The organism is Burkholderia cepacia, assembly GCF_029962485.1.
In the GTDB taxonomy this organism is placed as follows: domain Bacteria; phylum Pseudomonadota; class Gammaproteobacteria; order Burkholderiales; family Burkholderiaceae; genus Burkholderia.
Genome location: NZ_CP073639.1, coordinates 295,326 through 311,882, shown reverse-complemented (window position 1 = coordinate 311,882; position 16,557 = coordinate 295,326). Strand labels below are relative to the sequence as shown.

General features: G+C 63.0%; 16 protein-coding genes. 2 read left to right on the top strand and 14 right to left on the bottom strand.

Translation table 11 applies throughout. The features are described from left to right. Positions 1-164: 164 nt before the first annotated feature. Both KEC55_RS32525 and KEC55_RS32520 read right to left on the bottom strand, forming a co-directional pair. Positions 165-2,021: a tannase/feruloyl esterase family alpha/beta hydrolase gene (locus tag KEC55_RS32525; protein WP_282512874.1), complete on the bottom strand. Its 1,857-nt coding sequence runs from the start codon at positions 2,019-2,021 to the stop codon at positions 165-167. Between the two features lie 51 nt (positions 2,022-2,072). Beyond that, positions 2,073-3,209, bottom strand: coding sequence for a porin (locus tag KEC55_RS32520; protein WP_282512872.1), 1,137 nt, complete (start codon positions 3,207-3,209; stop codon positions 2,073-2,075). Between the two features lie 465 nt (positions 3,210-3,674). On the opposite strand from KEC55_RS32520, the gene KEC55_RS32515 reads away from it, so the two are divergent. Then, positions 3,675-4,613: a LysR family transcriptional regulator gene (locus tag KEC55_RS32515; RefSeq protein ID WP_282512870.1), complete on the top strand. Its 939-nt coding sequence runs from the start codon at positions 3,675-3,677 to the stop codon at positions 4,611-4,613. A 13-nt stretch (positions 4,614-4,626) separates the two neighbouring features. Here the strand turns inward: KEC55_RS32515 and KEC55_RS32510 are convergent, their stop codons facing one another. The 12 genes from KEC55_RS32510 to KEC55_RS32455 form a co-directional block, all read right to left on the bottom strand. Beyond that, positions 4,627-5,025 (bottom strand): RidA family protein, encoded by a 399-nt coding sequence (locus tag KEC55_RS32510; protein WP_282512869.1) that lies wholly within the window; start codon positions 5,023-5,025, stop codon positions 4,627-4,629. A gap of 85 nt (positions 5,026-5,110) precedes the next feature. Then, positions 5,111-5,887: a benzoate diol dehydrogenase BenD gene (gene benD, locus KEC55_RS32505; RefSeq protein WP_282512867.1), complete on the bottom strand. Its 777-nt coding sequence runs from the start codon at positions 5,885-5,887 to the stop codon at positions 5,111-5,113. Further along, on the bottom strand, positions 5,884-6,906 hold the full coding sequence (benC, locus tag KEC55_RS32500; protein WP_282512865.1) for a benzoate 1,2-dioxygenase electron transfer component BenC: 1,023 nt from the start codon (positions 6,904-6,906) through the stop codon (positions 5,884-5,886). Before benC ends, benD begins: the two co-directional genes overlap by 4 nt. A 40-nt stretch (positions 6,907-6,946) precedes the next feature. Then, positions 6,947-7,435, bottom strand: coding sequence for a benzoate 1,2-dioxygenase small subunit (benB, locus tag KEC55_RS32495; RefSeq protein ID WP_282512863.1), 489 nt, complete (start codon positions 7,433-7,435; stop codon positions 6,947-6,949). Beyond that, positions 7,432-8,790, bottom strand: coding sequence for a Rieske 2Fe-2S domain-containing protein (locus KEC55_RS32490; protein ID WP_282512861.1), 1,359 nt, complete (start codon positions 8,788-8,790; stop codon positions 7,432-7,434). The genes benB and KEC55_RS32490 overlap by 4 nt, the downstream gene beginning before the upstream one ends. A 113-nt stretch (positions 8,791-8,903) precedes the next feature. Then, positions 8,904-9,848, bottom strand: a complete 945-nt coding sequence (gene catA, locus KEC55_RS32485) for a catechol 1,2-dioxygenase (protein ID WP_282512859.1) — start codon at positions 9,846-9,848, stop codon at positions 8,904-8,906. Between the two features lie 52 nt (positions 9,849-9,900). After that, positions 9,901-11,037 (bottom strand): muconate/chloromuconate family cycloisomerase, encoded by a 1,137-nt coding sequence (locus KEC55_RS32480; protein ID WP_282512857.1) that lies wholly within the window; start codon positions 11,035-11,037, stop codon positions 9,901-9,903. Positions 11,038-11,718: 681 nt separating this feature from the next. Further along, positions 11,719-12,522 carry an enoyl-CoA hydratase/isomerase family protein gene (locus tag KEC55_RS32475; protein WP_282512855.1) on the bottom strand — a complete coding sequence of 268 codons (804 nt, stop codon included), beginning with the start codon at positions 12,520-12,522 and terminating at the stop codon, positions 11,719-11,721. A gap of 22 nt (positions 12,523-12,544) precedes the next feature. Beyond that, complete coding sequence (locus tag KEC55_RS32470) at positions 12,545-13,108, bottom strand: hypothetical protein (RefSeq protein ID WP_282512853.1); 564 nt, start codon at positions 13,106-13,108, stop codon at positions 12,545-12,547. A gap of 5 nt (positions 13,109-13,113) precedes the next feature. Then, a complete protein-coding gene (locus tag KEC55_RS32465; protein WP_282512851.1) occupies positions 13,114-13,752 on the bottom strand; it encodes an isochorismatase family cysteine hydrolase in 639 nt (212 codons plus the stop codon). Positions 13,753-13,772: 20 nt separating this feature from the next. Further along, the gene (locus tag KEC55_RS32460) at positions 13,773-14,477 is read right to left on the bottom strand and encodes a dienelactone hydrolase family protein (protein ID WP_282512849.1); all 705 of its coding nucleotides are present in this window, start codon (positions 14,475-14,477) and stop codon (positions 13,773-13,775) included. A gap of 67 nt (positions 14,478-14,544) precedes the next feature. Further along, complete coding sequence (locus KEC55_RS32455; RefSeq protein WP_282512847.1) at positions 14,545-15,252, bottom strand: alpha/beta fold hydrolase; 708 nt, start codon at positions 15,250-15,252, stop codon at positions 14,545-14,547. A gap of 154 nt (positions 15,253-15,406) precedes the next feature. On the opposite strand from KEC55_RS32455, the gene KEC55_RS32450 reads away from it, so the two are divergent. Beyond that, positions 15,407-16,450 (top strand): GlxA family transcriptional regulator, encoded by a 1,044-nt coding sequence (locus KEC55_RS32450; protein WP_282512845.1) that lies wholly within the window; start codon positions 15,407-15,409, stop codon positions 16,448-16,450. The last annotated feature ends 107 nt before the right edge of the window (positions 16,451-16,557 follow it).

Below are 16,557 nucleotides of genomic sequence, written 5' to 3'. Positions count from 1 at the left end.
CACGCACCCGGCTTCGTCGATGCACGACCCGATCAGCGTACTCTCATCCCGCATGACTTTGACGGCACCGCTGGCCCGCAGGGATGGCAGGACACGAAATGGATGCCAGCCAGGAATGCGGATGCGCACGGCCTGCTCCGCCGCGCGCATCCGGTCGCCCGCCGTTACTTGCACGAATAGTTCGCCGCGTCCTTGATCGACCCCGAACCGTTGTACGTCGCCTTCGTCGGATACATGCAGACGGGCTGGCTCGCGCTGCCGTCCGCCGACGTCAGCTTGATGCTGGCAGGCGCGTTGCCGTTCTCGACCCAGTTGACCAGCTGCGCGTACAGGTCCTGGCGGTCGGCATGCGGCAGCGGCAGCGTATCGGCCGTTTGCGCCGGGCCGGCCGTGCCGTTGACACCGCCATAGCCGCTGCAATGCCCCATGCCCGGAACCAGGAACAGCCGGTCGAACTGCTGCACGGCGGGAATGCCGCCCATCCGGCTCGCCACGCGTTCGTAGTAGTTGATGCTGCCCGACGGCGTGATCAGCGGATCGGCCAGGCCGTGGTAATGCAGCACCTTCGCACCGCTCTTCACGAGCCCCGACAGGTCCGGGTTGTCGGTATTGATGTTGCCGAACGACGGCTGCAGCGCGATCCCCTGGTCGTAGGCGTTCGCGAGACCGGCATAACCCAGGCTCTTCCACTTGTTCGCGCCGTTCCCGGTCGCGTTCGTGAAGTTCGTGCCCGCGATCGTCGGATCCTGCAGCTCCAGCGCGACCAGGTCGGTCGAGATGCTGAACGGCGACGCGCCGGCCAGCGCACCGGTCAGCGTGCCGCGCATGAGGCCGAACCACAGCTGGTTGCTGGCGAGCGACGTGGCCGTGCCGATGTCGGCCGCGGGGCTCGGCACCGAACCGTCGCGCGTCATCCCGTACCAGGTCTTGTTCATGGCCGTCGCCTGGGCGGCCGTCACGCACGCGGCCGTCGTATTCGTGCCGGTGACGGCGCCGATCTTCACGCCCGAGCACAGCACGGTCGCGTCCTGGGTCGGATCGTAACGACACTGGGCCGGGTCCATCAGGTAACCGAGATGCTGGCCGCCCACCGAATCGCACGCGCTGACCGCCGCCCCCGACAGCAGCGACTGCTGCGCATCGGTCAGCGTCGCGCCGCCGAAATCGCTTTGCGCGACGACCTGCGGATACAGTTCGCCCGTGATGAACTTCGACCAGTTGAAGGCAGGCGCGCCATTCAGGTAGCCGTCGTAGTCGGACGGGTTGTTCTGCACCTCGTTGTAACCCTGCCGGCCGCCCGTCGAACAGCCGTCCCAGTACGCATACTTCTGCGGCGTCGCGTAGTACGCGGCGACCAGCGCCTTCGTCTTGAGCGCCAGTTCGTGCAGGCTGCGCTGCGCGAAGTCGTTCCACAGCGCCGTGTTGATCGTGCCGTCCGGATTCATCGCGAACGAACCGTTCGGGACGGCATGCCCCGTATCCGTCGTGCCGACCACCGCGCCCTCGGCGGCCGCGATCGTCGCCGCGCCCGGCACGCCGCCGGCGCTCGCGACCTGCGTCGGGTCGTCATACGCGCCGCCTTGCCAGCCGCCACCGCCGAGATTGTGGATCCGGTGATTCCAGTTCGCCGGCGCAGGCAGCCAGATCTCCATGCCGATGCCGGCCGACGTCGACGGCGCGCCTGCCGGCCCCGCGTGACCGGGGCCCACGTTCAGCTTGACGAGACACAGGTCGCTGCCGGCCACCGGTGTCGCGGACGTGGCAGCCGATGCCGTCAGCACCAGCGGATCGCCGGCCTTGAACGACTTCACGGCGATCACCGAGGTGTTCGCGTCCGGCGCGAAGCGCGCCTTCATCGAGTCGTTACATTCCAGCGCGACGGACGTCGTGCCGCTTCCCGACGCCTCCACGTCGTGATCGTTACAGCCGGACAACGCCAGCGTGCCTAGCGCGGACGCGACCGCCAACGCACCCACACGCCATGCACGGCGACTGCCGTTGCCGCTTGTCGTCGAATTCATATTGCCCCTCCGTCTTCTCTCGAGTTATTTGCGTTGATGAAAGCGATCGGCTCAGAACATGTGCCGGATGCCGGCCATCACGCCAACCTGGTTTTGCCCCGGTGCGGGCGTCGTGCCGCCCCCACCCGCGCTGATCGTGAACGCGGCATGCGCGCTGTTGGCGAGGTACGCGCCTTGCAGATAGACGGCCGTCTGCTTCGACAGGAAGTAGGTGCCGCGCAACGCGCCGAGCGTCGCGCGCGCATCCTGGCCCGATACGTTGACGTGATAGACGCCGCCGTCGACGAGGAAGGCCGGCGTCACGTAGTAGTTCGCGGTGAGGTAGAACAGGTTCGAATGCACGTTCGGACCGCCCGACGAATCGGTGTCGACCCAGCGGCCGATCCAGCCGCCGCCGATCTTCACGCCGAACGCGTTGACGTAGCCGTTGACCTGCGCGCGATCGTCCTTGTCGCCGTTCGACGTCAGCGGCATCGGCTTGACGCCGTCGAAGAAGTTCGCGGCCGCCGTCGCGCCGCCGCCGCGTTGCTCTTCATACGAAGCGGCCGCGCCGAACGACGTCGAATCGTATTTGAGCATCGCCGACCACAGCCGGCACACGGTCGTTTCGCCGGGCGTCGGCCCCGCGCATGTGCCTTGCCCCGGCGAGTTGCCGGTCCCGGCCGAATCGCGGCCGAACGAATACATCGCGCCGGCCGTCAGGCCGCCGAACTTGCCGCGCCATGCCACCGCGTTGTCGGCGCGCCCGTTCGGGATATACGCGTCGAGGGACGGCAAGCCATAGATGTTCGGGCCGAGCAGGTCGGAATCGAGCACCGCGTAATACGTCATCGTGTACTGGCGGCCGAACGACAGCGTGCCGTACGGGCTTTCGATCCCCACCCAGCTTTGCCGGCCGAACAGCCGACCGCCTTGCCCCATCGTGCCGCTGCCGACGTTAAAGCCGCTCTCCAGCGCGAACACGGCCTTGTAGCCGCCGCCGAGATCCTCCGACCCGCGCAGCCCCCACCGCGACGGCAGTTCACCGGTGACGGACGGCATCCGGACGATGCCCTTGCCTTCCGCGTTGGCGTGCGACACATACTCGACGCCCGTATCGATGACGCCGTACAGCGTCACGCTGCTTTGCGCAAAACCAGCCGTCGTGAATCCAAGCAAAGCTCCGCCTACGAGATGCTGAAATCTCATTCCGTCTCCAAATGTTGATATGGGTATTTCTTGTTGATTTGGATTACTGATCAGTAACCGGGTATTTCGAAAAAAATGACCGAGCCGGATCATCGCGTGGTGACAGTCGAGCATCGACGCGCTTTCGCTCGACTCGCCGCGGGCTTCCGGCCAAAGGGGATGTGATCGGGGGGCGTCTCCTTGTTGCATTGTTCCGTTCGGCTTTGCAACCTGTTTGCGGCGATAGTAGCGACCGCAAAATGACCAGTCCAACACCGAATGGGTATCGGTTCATATCTGCGAGGTATGCATCGCCATGCCGCCCTCCTTTGGTGCATCGATTGCAGTCATGCATTAAAAATCGATCTGCAAACCGAACTAATTTTTACGAAATTCCAGTCACGCCGTCGCCTCCCTGCCTTAGAATCGACATAACCCATTCGCGCCTCGCGCCCTCATCCCCCTCCCCACTCGACGGCAACGAACATGGAGCTACGCCATTTGCGCTATTTCGTCGCTGTCGCGGAAGAGCGCAGCTTCACACGCGCCGCACAAAGGCTTCACATCGCTCAGCCGCCGTTGAGCCGGCAGATCCAGCAACTGGAACAGTTGCTCGGCGCGTTGCTGTTCGAGCGCGAATCACGCCCGCTGAAGCTCACCGAGACCGGCCGCTTCTTTCACCAGCACGCGGTGCAGTTGCTCGCTCAAACAGCCGAACTCGAATCGATGACGCGGCGCGTCGGCAAGATCGAGCGCAGTCTTTCGGTCGGCTTCGTCGGCTCGACGCTGTACGGGATGCTGCCGAAAGTGATTCGCCGCTATCGCCAGCTGCATGCGGAAGTCGAGCTGAGCCTGCACGAGATGTCGACGATGGATCAGATCAAGGCGCTCAAGGAAGGCCGCATCGACGTGGGCTTCGGGCGCATTCGCCTCAACGATCCGAGCGTGCGCCGCGTCGTGCTGCGTGAGGAGCCGATGATCGCGGCGCTGCCGCTCGGCCACCGGCTGTGCGCAACGAACGCGCCGCTGTCGCTGCACGACCTGCTCGGCGACACGCTGATCGTGTTTCCGAACGCGCCGCGCCCGAGTTATGCGGACCAGGTGCTCGCCGCGTTCCATGACCGCGCGATCAAGCCCGCACGCGTGCTGGAGACGCGCGAGCTGCAGGTTGCGCTCGGTCTCGTCGCGGCCGGCGAAGGGGTGTCGATCGTGCCGAAGAGCGTGTACGGGCTGAAGCGTGACGACGTGTCCTACCAGGAACTGGACGACGCGCGGCTCGTGTCGCCGATCATCATGAGCATGCGCATGCTCGACGAATCCGACGACATCGAACGCATGCTGCGGCTCATCTACGACCTGTACGACGAACACGGCATGGCGTACCTGCCTCCGGCCTCGCAGGACCGCTCGGAAGCCGGACCGTGATGCAACGTCGCGGTCAGTCCCGCAGCACGGCCACCGCCTTGATCTCGACGATGTAACCGGGCGAGCCGCCCAGCATGTGCGCACCGACCGCCGTCCATGCCGGCTTCGGATGGGCGTCGAGGTAGCGGTCGCGTACCTGCATGAACAGCGGCAGGTCGCGCATGTCGGTATGGAAGGTCGTCAGGTCGACCACGTCGTTGAACGACGCGCCGGCCGCCTCCAGCACCTGCTTCAGGTTCTCGAACGCCTGCACGATCTGTGCTTCGCGCCCTTCGACCAGTTGCATCGCCGCATCGCGACCGATCTGGCCGGATACGTACAGCGTGTCGCCGACCCGCAGGCCCGGCGCGTAGCCGATTTTCTCGTACACCGCTTCCATTCCGGCCGGAACGATGGCTTTGCGATCACGCATGGATGTCTCCGTGACCGGCGTCGTGGCGCCGGCCGTCTGGTTGTCGATGAAGGCTGTCGATGAACGAAGGCAGGCGGCGCGCCGCTCAACCCGTATCGCCGCCCGCGACCGGCAGCACCGTGCCGGTGATGTAGCTGGCCTCGTCGGACGCGAGGAACAGGATCGGCGCGATCTGCTCGTCGAGGCTGCCGTAGCGCTTGAAGTACGTCGAGTCGGTCACCTGCCGCACGGCCTCGCCCATCCACGCCTGTTCCTGTGCGCTGTCGCCGGCCGCATTGCGCGGCACGCGACGCGGCGGCGCACTGGTGCCGCCCGGCGCGGTGGCCACGACGCGGATGTTGTGCTCCGCGTATTCCATCGCGAGTGCCGACGTCAGCGCGTTGACGCCGCCTTTCGCCGCCGAGTACGGCACGCGGCGAATCCCGCGTGTCGCGTTCGACGAGATGTTGACGATCGTGCCGCCGCCGCGCGCGAGCAGGTGCGGCAGCACCGCGTGGCAGGTATAGAGCGTCGGCATCAGCGAACGGCGGATCTCCGCGTCGATCTGGGCCGGCTCGAATTCGGCGAACGGGCGCATACGGATCGCGCCGCCGACGCCGTTGATCAGGATGTCAATACCGCCGAACGTCTGCACCGCGTACGCCATCGCCGCGTGCGCGCCTTCGTAGGTTTCGAGATCGGCGACGAAGCCTGCCGTCTCGCCGCCGGTCGCCTCGGCCGCCACCTCGGCGACGAAATCCGCGCGATCGACGAACAGCACCTTGCCGCCCTCGGCCGCCGCACGCAGCGCGACGCCTCGGCCGATACCCTGCGCCGCGCCGGTGACGACGACGACCTTGCCGGAGAATCGTTGCATGGTCATGCCGCCTTTGCCGTGACGTTGGGGGTGAACTTCTCGTAGTGGAAGCTGTTCGGCTTCACGCCTTCGTCGTCGAAATACTTGCGCACCGCGTCGACCATCGGCGGCGGCCCGCACAGGTACACGTCGACGTCGCCGTCGTTCAGCGCATCGGACGGGATGTGCTGCGTGACCCAGCCCTTGCGCGGATGGTCCGACGCGGCATCCGCGATGACCGTCGCGAAACTGAAGTTCGGCAGTTTCGCCGCATACGCTTCGATCGCATCGACCAGCACGAGGTCGAGATCGCGCGTCACGCCGTAGATCAGATGCACCTTCTGCTGCGAGCCGCTGCGCGCCAGCACTTCGAGCATCGACAGGAACGGCGCGAGACCCGTGCCGCCGGCCAGGAACAGCAGCGGCCGCTGCACGTCGCGCAGGTAGAAGCTGCCGAGCGGGCCGTGCAGTTCCAGCGTGTCGCCCGGCTGCGCCGATTCGAGCCACGTACTCATCACGCCGCCGGGAATCTTCTTGATCAGGAAGCTGACCTTCGCGTCGGCTGGCGCCGACGAGAACGAATAGGAACGATGCTGGCCGCTCGCGGGCACGTCGATGTTCACGTACTGGCCCGGCAGGAACACGGGCGCGGCCGTGCCGACATCGAGCTCGAGCACGACGGCCGCATCGTTGTGCTGCTCCACCTTCGTGACCGTCGCGGCAAAGCCGCTCTGGCCGGTCTTGCACGCGACCGACGAAGTCGGCACCGCGATCACGCAATCGCTTTGCGGCACCATCTGGCACGTCAGCACGAGGCCGCCGTCCTTTTCATCCTCGGTGAGCGCATCGTCGATGTAGTCGTCGCCGAGGTCGTAGCTGCCGCTTTCGGCGCGGCACTTGCAGGTGCCGCACACGCCGTCGGAGCAATCCATCGGCAGGTTGATCTTCGCGCGGAAGGCGGCGTCGAGCACCTTCTCGCCGGCCTTGCAATCGATGAAGCGGGTTACCCCGTCCTCGAAATTCAGTGCAATCTTGTAACTGGACATGGTGTCACCTCCACTTCTTTTCATGACAAGGCAACGGGTGTCAGACGTGATAGACGTCGAGCACCTGCCGGATATAGTCGTTCTTCAGCACGATCTTCTTGTGCGAGATCAGCAGCGCATCGCCTGTTCGGCGCAACGTGACGAACATCGTGCCGAAGAAGTGATCGGTCACGCGGTATCGGTGGTTCAGCGTGTGAAAGTTGTAGCGCACGTCCACTTCGTCATCGCGCTCGGCCAGCACCTCGACATTCGTCACGTTGTGGCTGGTACGCGGCTCGGGCGTCGACGCGCCGCTGCGCTCGGTCTTGATCCGGAACACGCGATCCTCGAGGCCGCCGCGGTCCGGGTAGTACATCAGCGAGATCTGGCTCTGGTGATCGTCGGTCGGCCGGTCGTCGTCGTCCCACGCGGGCATCCAGTAGGTGACGTCTTCCGCATAGCAGGTCAGCCACTCGTCCCACTGGCGATCGTCGAGCAGGCGCGCTTCGCGATACAGCGCCGCGCAAATGGTCCGGTAATCGAAGCTCATGCCGCCACCTCCCCGCGTTCCTTCTTCAGCGCATCGCGCATCACATGCACCCAGTGTTCGTGCTGACACACGAACAGCCCTTCGTCCTCGCTGCGCTCGCCCGAGATGCGCGGGTTCAGCCCCATCCTCTTCGCGTTGTCGTCCGGCCCGTCGACCCACAGGGGCGCGCCGCGCGACAGGTCGTTCCACATCGCCGTGATGCCCGCATAACCGGCCTGGCACGCGCGGAACTCCTCGAGATCGTCTGCGGTGCCCATGCCCGTCACGTTGAAGAAATCCTCGTACTGGCGGATGCGGACCGTGCGGTCGGTTTCGCTCTCGCCCTTCGGCGCGAAGCAGAAGATCGTGACTTCGGTCTTGTCGACGCCGAGCGGCCGCACCACGCGAATCTGCGTGCTGAACTGGTCCATCAGGAACACGTTCGGATACACGCAGAGGTTGCGCGTCTGGTTCACGATGAAATCGGCCTGCACGTCGCCGACGCGCGCCTTGATCTCTTCACGGTGCTGATACACCGGCCGCACTTCCGGGTTCATCGTCTGCGTCCACAGCAGGATGTGACCGTTGTCGAACCCGTACACGCCCGCGACCGACTTGCTCCAGCTGTTCGCGTCGACGGCCTTGGTGCCGTCTTCCTTGCGGCGGCCCATCGTCGCCGCGTAGTTCCAGTGCACGGTGCTGACGTGGTAGCCGTCGCAGCCGTTTTCCATCTGCATCTTCCAGTTGCCTTCGTAGATGTAGGACGAGTTGCCGCGCAGCACTTCGAGCCCGTTCGGCGCCTGGTCGACGATCTGGTCGATGATCACGCGCGCTTCGCCGAGATAGTCCTCGAGCGGCAGCACGTCCTCGCTGAGGCTGCCGAACAGGAAGCCGCGATAGTTCTCGAAGCGCGCGACCTTCTTCAGGTCGTGCGAGCCGTGCGTGTTGAACTGCACCGGATACTCGGTCGTCTTCTCGTCCTTCACCTTCAACAGCTTGCCGGTGTTCGAGAAGGTCCAGCCGTGGAACGGGCACGTGAAGCTGCCCTTGTTGCCGTGCTTGCGGCGGCACAGCATCGCGCCCTTGTGCGCGCAGGCATTGATGACCGCGTGCAGTTCGCCGGTCTTGTCGCGCGTGATCACGATCGGCTGGCGGCCGATCCACGTCGTGTAGTAGTCGTTGTTGGCCGGGATCTGGCTTTCGTGCGCCAGGTACACCCAGTTGCTCTCGAAGATGTGCTTCATCTCGAGCTCGTACAGCTCCTCGTTCGTGAAGATGTCGCGGCGGCAGCGGAATACGCCGGCCTCCTTGTCATCCTGCACGGCGGTGGCGAGCAGGTGATCCAGTTCGTTGGCTTGGTCGATCGTGGCGGACATGTTGGCTCCTCCCATGCGCGTGCCGCGTCCTGCAAGCACGCTCGCATCGGTTTCGGTTGAATCTCGCGGGAACCCGGCCGGCGGCGGCGCATACGCGCCGCGCCGCCAGGCGGTTACGCCGTCGCGGCTGCGCGTGGGCGGTGGACGATCTGGTTGTCCTTGCCCTGCATCAGCGGCGTCAGCACGAAGTTGAACTCGATGTCCTGATACGCATCGGCCTTCATGCCGAGCGCCGTGCCGCCGGTCTTCGCGACCACCGGCGGAATCAGTTCCTCGCGCGTTGCATACGCGAAGTCATCCCAGATCAGCGGATCGCCGTCGATGTTGAACTGTGTCGTCAGCTTGCGGTGATCGTTGCTGTCGACGAAGAAGTGCACATGCGCGGGACGGTTGCCGTGGCGGCCGAGACCGTCCAGCAGTTGCTGCGTCGCGCCCTGCGGCGGGCAGCCATAGCCGACCGGCATCAGCGTGCGGAATTCGTACTTGCCGTCAGCGCCCGTCTTCACCGCGCCGCGCAGGTTGAAATCGCTCTGCTTGCCGGTCGGGTCGAAGTGCGAATAGAAGCCCTTCGAGTTCGCGTGCCAGCATTCGACCAGTGCGCCCGCGACCGGCTTGCCGTCGAGGCCCGTGACCGTGCCGTGGATCACGAGCGGGCCTGCACCTTCGTCCGCGTCGAGGTCGATCTTCGACACGCCGTCGCGCACCGGCGCGCCGGCCACATAAAGCGGCCCCTCGATCGTGCGCGGCGTGCCACCGTCGAGGCCGACGGCCTTGTCGGCCGCGTCCATGCGAATGTCGAGGTACTTCTCGAGACCGAGGCCGGCCGCGAGCAGCGCTGCTTCGCCATCCTGACCGAGCTTGTTCAGGTAGTTGACGCCGGCCCACACTTCGTCGGGCGTGATGTCGAGATCGTCGATCGCCTTGAACAGGTCGCCAAGCAGGCGCAGCACGACCTGCTGCGTACGCGCGTTGCCGCCCTTCGTGTTGTCCGCGCCCGCGTTCGACGCGGCCTTCAGCAGGTCCTGCACTTCCCGGGTTTCGAAAACTTTGACGCTCATGATGGTGTCTCCACGTGTATTTGGGGGGAATGACGGCTGTGCCTGACTCGGGCTACCGCACGACTCTCGTGAGTCCGTCGCGGGTGAAACGCCTAACTTTGTCTTCGTCGAGCTCGATGCCGAGACCGGGGCCGTCCGGCACGGTCAGTTCGAAGTCGCTGTAGTCCAGCGGCTGCGTCAGGATCTCTTCGGTGATCAGCAGCGGCCCGAACAGTTCGGTGCCCCACTGCAGGTTCGCGAAGCTCGCGAACAGGTGCGCGGATGCAACCGTGCTGAACGCGCCTTCGAGCATCGTGCCGCCGTACAGCTCGATGCCCGCGGCATCGGCGATCGCGGCCACGCGCTGCGCGGCAAAGAGGCCGCCGCTCTGTTCGATCTTGATCGCGAACACGTCCGCGCCGTGATGCTTCGCGATCTCGAACGCGCTGTCGGGGCCCTGCAGGATTTCATCGGCCATCAGCGCGACCGGGAAGCGGCGCATCAGGCGTGCCAGCGCTGCGGCCGAGGCCACCGGCTGCTCGACCAGTTCGCAACCGGCGTCGGCCAGCGCCGGAATCGCGCGCGCGGCCTGCGTTTCGCTCCACGCCATGTTCACGTCGACGCGCACCGATGCGCGATCGCCGACGGCCTTCTTGATCTCGGCCACGTGCCGGATATCCGTCTCCGGCGACTTCGCGCCGATCTTCAGCTTGAACACGTTGTGGCGGCGCAGGTCGAGCATCCGCTCGGCTTCGGCGATGTCGGTGGCCGTATCGCCCGACGCGAGCGTCCACGCGACCGGCAGGCGATCGCGCCGGCGGCCGCCGAGCAATTCGCTGACCGGCACGCCGAGCCGCTTGCCGTGCGCGTCGAGCAGCGCGGTTTCGAGCGCGCTCTTCGCGAAATGATTGACCTTTGCGAGCTTGCCGAGGAACGCCATCAGCGTCTGGACGCGCGTCGCGTCGCGGCCGACGATCGCCGGTGCGAGGTACGCATCGATCGCGAGCTTCATCGCTTCGGGGCTTTCCGGGCCGTAGGCCATGCCTGCGATCGTCGTGCCTTCGCCGAGGCCCGTCACGCCGTCGCTGCAGAACACCTTCACGAGCATCAGCGTCTGGCCGTGCATCGTGGCCACCGACAGCTTGTGCGGGCGGATCGTCGGCAGATCGACGAGGCGGGTTTCAATGCGTTCGATGGTGACGGAGGACATGGGGCACGCTGCTTGGGGGGTGTTCATGGAACGGATTTATACGCCCCGGCCAAAACCACCGTCCAATACTTTTGGGTGGGATTTTTGATACCTTGGAGGTATCGAAATCACGCTCATCACGGGAAATACTGCGGTGCGCCATACCCGTTTTGGCTAGGTATACGGGCTGAGAGGCTTGATGGGGCGCGGTTGTGCGGGTTCGGGGGATCGTTTGGGCGGGGGCGCACAGCGGCGGCTTGTGGCAGCGGGAAAACCGGCCGAAACCGGCGGCCTGCGGAGTCGATCAGGGTTTTCCTGATGGGAAAAATGGTGGGGCTGGCCGTCCGGCCTTCAGGTTCGGCGTCGGTTTTCGCGAACAATCGGAAGGAATTGGGTGGGCGGATATCGACGTTTGTTGTCGATGCCCGTTGTTCGTCAGAAGCTGATGGGTACTATCGGCCAGAAGGAGTCATTCATCCGCACCGTCGGTCAGGCACTCGGGCGTCGGTTCCTCTCAGGAACCGGTCATTTAATTCGCAATCGCGAAGTGTTGCTTGTTGGCCATGGCCGACCTGGGGCTGCAGCGTGCTTCACGGACGTTTGCTCCACGGCAGCCACGAATTTCCGGTTTCACCGCAAGCCTAACGCCACCGGGCACAGCTGCTCGATCTGCTGGCTAAAGTCACCGGCTGATCGCGACACTCACAAATTACCAATGTGGTGACCAAGGTTCAGCTCGAATTCACCTGCCTTACCAATACCCCGCTCAAGCAGCTTGGGCATACGCTCGCGTGCACCCGGCCAGCCAAAAGCCTTGAAGAAAGTATTTTCGGTGGCCTGGAGCTGCGTATCGTCGGGCAAGCCAATCTGGTTGATCGTTGTTTTGCAGGTGCTCAGCGCCTGCTTATCGAACGACAGAATGCGCTGGACGAAGTTGTCGACAAATGCATCGAGTTGAGCGTCCGGAATGGCGCGGTTGATCCAGCCGTACCGCTCTGCCGTTGACGCATCGAAGTCATCCGCACCGAGAATGATTTCGAGCGCTCGCGCTCGTCCGACCAGAAGCGGTAAACGTTGTAATGCGCCGCCGCCTGGGATCAGGCCAGTCCCAACCTCGGGTTGACCAAAAATAGCGCGCTCTTGGCTCGCGAAGCGAATGTCGCACGCCAAGGTGAATTCGCTTCCGCCGCCGCGAGCCCTGCCGCGGATAACGGCGATGCTAATGACATCACTGTGCGCGAGCCGGGTTGCGGCATCGATCCAGCGCGGTGTTCCGAAACGGCTGCGTGGCTCGGCAGTGCTGTAGTGGGCAATGAAGAAATCCGGATTTGCGCTCTCGATGGTTACCACCTTGAGCGACGGGTCCGTTTCGATCTCGCCGACGAGATCGTAGAACTCGTCGTACATGGCATCGGTAAAGGCATTGATCGGGGGATTGTCCAGCGTGACCCGCCAACGTCCGTGAGTTGTCTTGTCGACAGTGATTTTCTTTTGGACGTCGCTCATGGTGCCTTCTTCAATAAGCAGATCATCTTGATGACTTATCCCATCGGCCTGCGATTGCTTTCCGTTCGATATCTTTTCCGTAGAGCGGAGCTTCTTCCGAGTTGTGCAGGCTAATTGCCTTACCAGCGAACGCTCGAGCCTGTTCAAGCGTAATTCCGCGCTTCTTGAGTGCGTCGAGATAACCTGGCGCGACATGAAGCTCGATGCGGTTCGTGAACTTGGTGGTCATCGCATCGACAGATTCTGCGATGAACTCCCAGATGACGATCACCTTAGTCCGATCATCAATCGTCGGACCGATTGAATCGGACACGGATACCAGCCGGCAATGCGATCTTTCGGAGATGTCCTCGACGTAGTGCTGAATCATGAGATTTCCTACGTGCTCGACATTGATGGACATACGTTTGCCGCCTACGTGCAGTGTTGATCCGCCTGCTATGTGTGCCGTTGAGCATGCCTGATATTCCGCATCGGTCAACGTAAACACCCATTCGGTAAGGTCAATCCTTCCGAGCGGCGCATGGATGGTGGCTTCAACCACGGACGTCGCAATCAAACCATCACTTTTCTCGGCTTCGCTCATCTCGGCTATTCCTTGGACGCGCTGGTCAGTTTCTCGATGAGTTCCGCAGTCGAAACAATCCCGCTCGCGTACTGTGGCAAGTTGAATTTGAGCGACGCGTCCATTTCCGCGAAGCCGAAACTCCCGATCGCGTCCTTGACCAGCGTCACCTCGTAACCCAGTTCGGCAGCAAACCGGACCGTCGACTCGATGCACGTATTGGCACGCAAGCCAACCACGATCACCTTGCGCACGCCGTATTTCTTCAGCAGGAGATCGAGATCGGTATTCGCGAAGCCACTCGACATCCAGTGTTCCTGGGCCACCACGTCGCCGGGTTTCGGTTCGAAATCCGGATGGAAGCATCCGCCCCAGGTGCCCTCCGCAAACACACGATGATTGGCCGCACCGGCTTGTACGGGCGGCATCGTTTTCCATTGCGCATACGTATCCGTTTCGCGCCATCGGTGGTGGGGCGCGATGAATACTTGTATGCCGTGGGACCGGGCTGCCGCCAGAATCTGACGCATGTGCTCGACCACATCGAGCTTTGTAAGCGTCTCTTTGCTGAGCTGATACAGTTTTCCGCCTTCCGACAGAAAGTCGTTGTACGGATCGACGATCAGCAATCCCGTCAGTTCGGGTTCGTAGGTCAGGTCAGTCACTTAACACTCCTGGTCAAGAGTCAGATGTTTGCAAGATGACGGTGCAGAAATGCCTCCGTTCTGCCATTGGCCAGGGACGCGGCGGCAGCGTCGTAACGCGTCCCGCTATGTCGGGCAAAAGCGTGGTAACAGCCGATGTAAGTGAAAAATTCAACATTGGGACGGCTGCCGAGCGCTTCCTTGATGCTCAGTTGCGCTTCCGGGGTGACAAACTCGTCCTGTTCGCCCACGTGCATGATCATCGGCGCGGTGAGGCCGGCACGCTCACCCAGGAAGCGCTCGGTCTGCCCGCCGTAGTACCAGGCTGCCGCATCGACGTGGCTGCGCGCGGCCGTCAGGTAGGTCATGAGTCCGCCGAGGCAGAAACCCATGACGCCAACCTTGCCGTTACACCCCTGGAGGGCACGAGTCTCAGCGACGACCGCGGCGATATCGCGCACGCCACGGTCGAAGTCGTAGTGTTCGTACAGCGCCAGCCCCTGTTTCCACTCTTCCGGGCTCCACGAATGCAGGTCCAGCCCTGGCGCTTCGCGCCAGAACAGCTCGGGAGAGACGGCGATGAAACCCTTGCCGGCCAGCTCGTCGCAGGTGGCACGCAGATCGGCGTTGACGCCGAAGATCTCCTGAAGCACGACGACCGCCGGCGCGGGCGAATGATCGGGATACACCACGTAGGCATTGAGGGCCCCATCGGCGACCTCGACCTGCATCGATTGTCTGTACATTGCACCGTCCTCTTTGGTGTGCCGTCACGCCCTTTGACAATGAAGCGGTCATTCACTGAAATCAGCTTCAACGCGAGAACGACTCGTTGACCTGGACGCCGTTGGCAGCCTCAATGATGAGTTGGGCTGTCTCCTTGGCGTGAGACATGTAAGCCACATGACTCGACTTCACTTCGATCGTCTGCGCGTTCATGCGTTTCGCCATCATGCGCTCCTGGTCGGGGTTGATGGACCTGTCTTCGGTGGCCACCATGTACCAGGCAGGCTTCGACTTCCAGGCAGGGTTGGTCACCTTGTGGGTGAAGGAGTCGGCGGAGATCAGCACCTGTGACGCGGCCATGAAGGCGGTTTGCGCTTCGGGAAGATCCGCCGCAAAGTCTGCGTGGAACGCGGCTGGATCAATGTAGAAGTAGCCATCATCGGTCGCCTTGATCCCTGTCGTGGCTGGCGGCAGTTCCTCCTCGATGGAGGCGCAGCTTTCTCCGGTGTCCAGACCGAACGCGGCGATATAGACAAGGGCTGCCACCTGCGGATGGTTCCCGGCTTCGGTAATGACCGCCCCGCCGTAGCTGTGGCCGACCAGGACCACCGGGCCAGGCTGCCGATCAATCACGGCCATCGTAAACTTCACATCCTCGGCATACGATGTCTCCGGATGTTGAACGACGGCGACCGTATAGCCTTCTTTCCGGAGGATGTTGAAGACGGGCTCCCAGCCCGAGCCATCGGCAAAAGCACCGTGGACCAACACCACGTTCTTGACTGCCTGCTTCATGACGCCTCCTTGTCTCACCGGTTTCTGCCTTGATCGGAGCGGGTCGTTAATTCGTTTGTCGGCGCCCAGGGATCTTGGCAAACTTTGCTTGGCGAATCGATGTTTCAGATCCATCACACTGTGGCGCCACCAGCATAGTCAGGGAGGGTGCGCAATGCCGAGAGTCGAAAGTGACAAAGTGGAGGGCAAAATTGCCATTCGGCCGCTCCCCCAAAAGACGAGCATCGGGATACTTGTCTACGGAGGGGCCAGACTCGCGGCGGTCCACGGCCTCACTGACCTGTTCGAGGCCGGCAACCACTACAGCGCAAAATTCGGTGGAGAACATCCGGCAACGCTGGAAGTGAGTCACTGGAGAGCGAACCCGGATACAGCGCAACCGGAGTGCGTTTTTACGTCGCACGGGGACAACCCAAGCCAACTCGATTGCCTGATCATTGCGCCCACCATTGATATCGAACAGCGGACGGCGGAAACCGAGCATCTCCTTGGCTGGGTAAAGAAGCAGCACGCCTCGGGTACCCTCCTCTGTTCAGTATGCGGGGGCGCATTCATGCTCGCCCGCACCGGCATGTTGAACGGCAGATCAGCCACTACGCATTGGAGTTATGCGCAGGCACTCGCGAACGGGTTCCCCGAACTCTCCGTCAATTCCGACGAGCTCATCATCGATCTGGGCGACGTCATCACGGCCGGCGGAGTCCTGGCGTGGGTCGATCTGGGGCTGCGATTGGTGGATCGCTATCTTGGGCCGATGGTCATGGTGAAGACCGCCCAGTATTTTCTCGCCGACCCGGCCGGCCGCCAGCAACGCTTCTACGCGAACTTTTCACCCTCGCTGCATCACGGAGACAAAGCTGTCCTGGACGTTCAACTCTGGCTTCAGACGACTCACGCCCAAGCGGTCACGGTCGAGCAAATGGCCGCCAAAGCGCAGTTGGGAAATAGAACTTTCTTGCGCCGCTTTCAAAAGGCGACCGGCCTCAAGCCTACCGAATACGCACAACGCCTGAAGATACAGAAGGCGCGGGAGCTTCTGGAGTTCACGACCTTGTCCATCAAGGAGATTTCCTGGAAAGTGGGGTATGAGGACACCGGCTTCTTTCGCAAAACCTTCGAGAAATTCGTCGGTCTGGGGCCTGTCGATTATCGACGCCGGTTTGGGACTGGCAGTCGAGCGGCGCTTGGCACTGTCTAGGCGCCGCAAAATAGAGTCAATAGCACGGCCCCGGCGACATCGATCTCAACAGAGGAAGTGACAAAAATTGGCGTGTGCCTCGTGGAAGCCTATATAAATCGATGAAG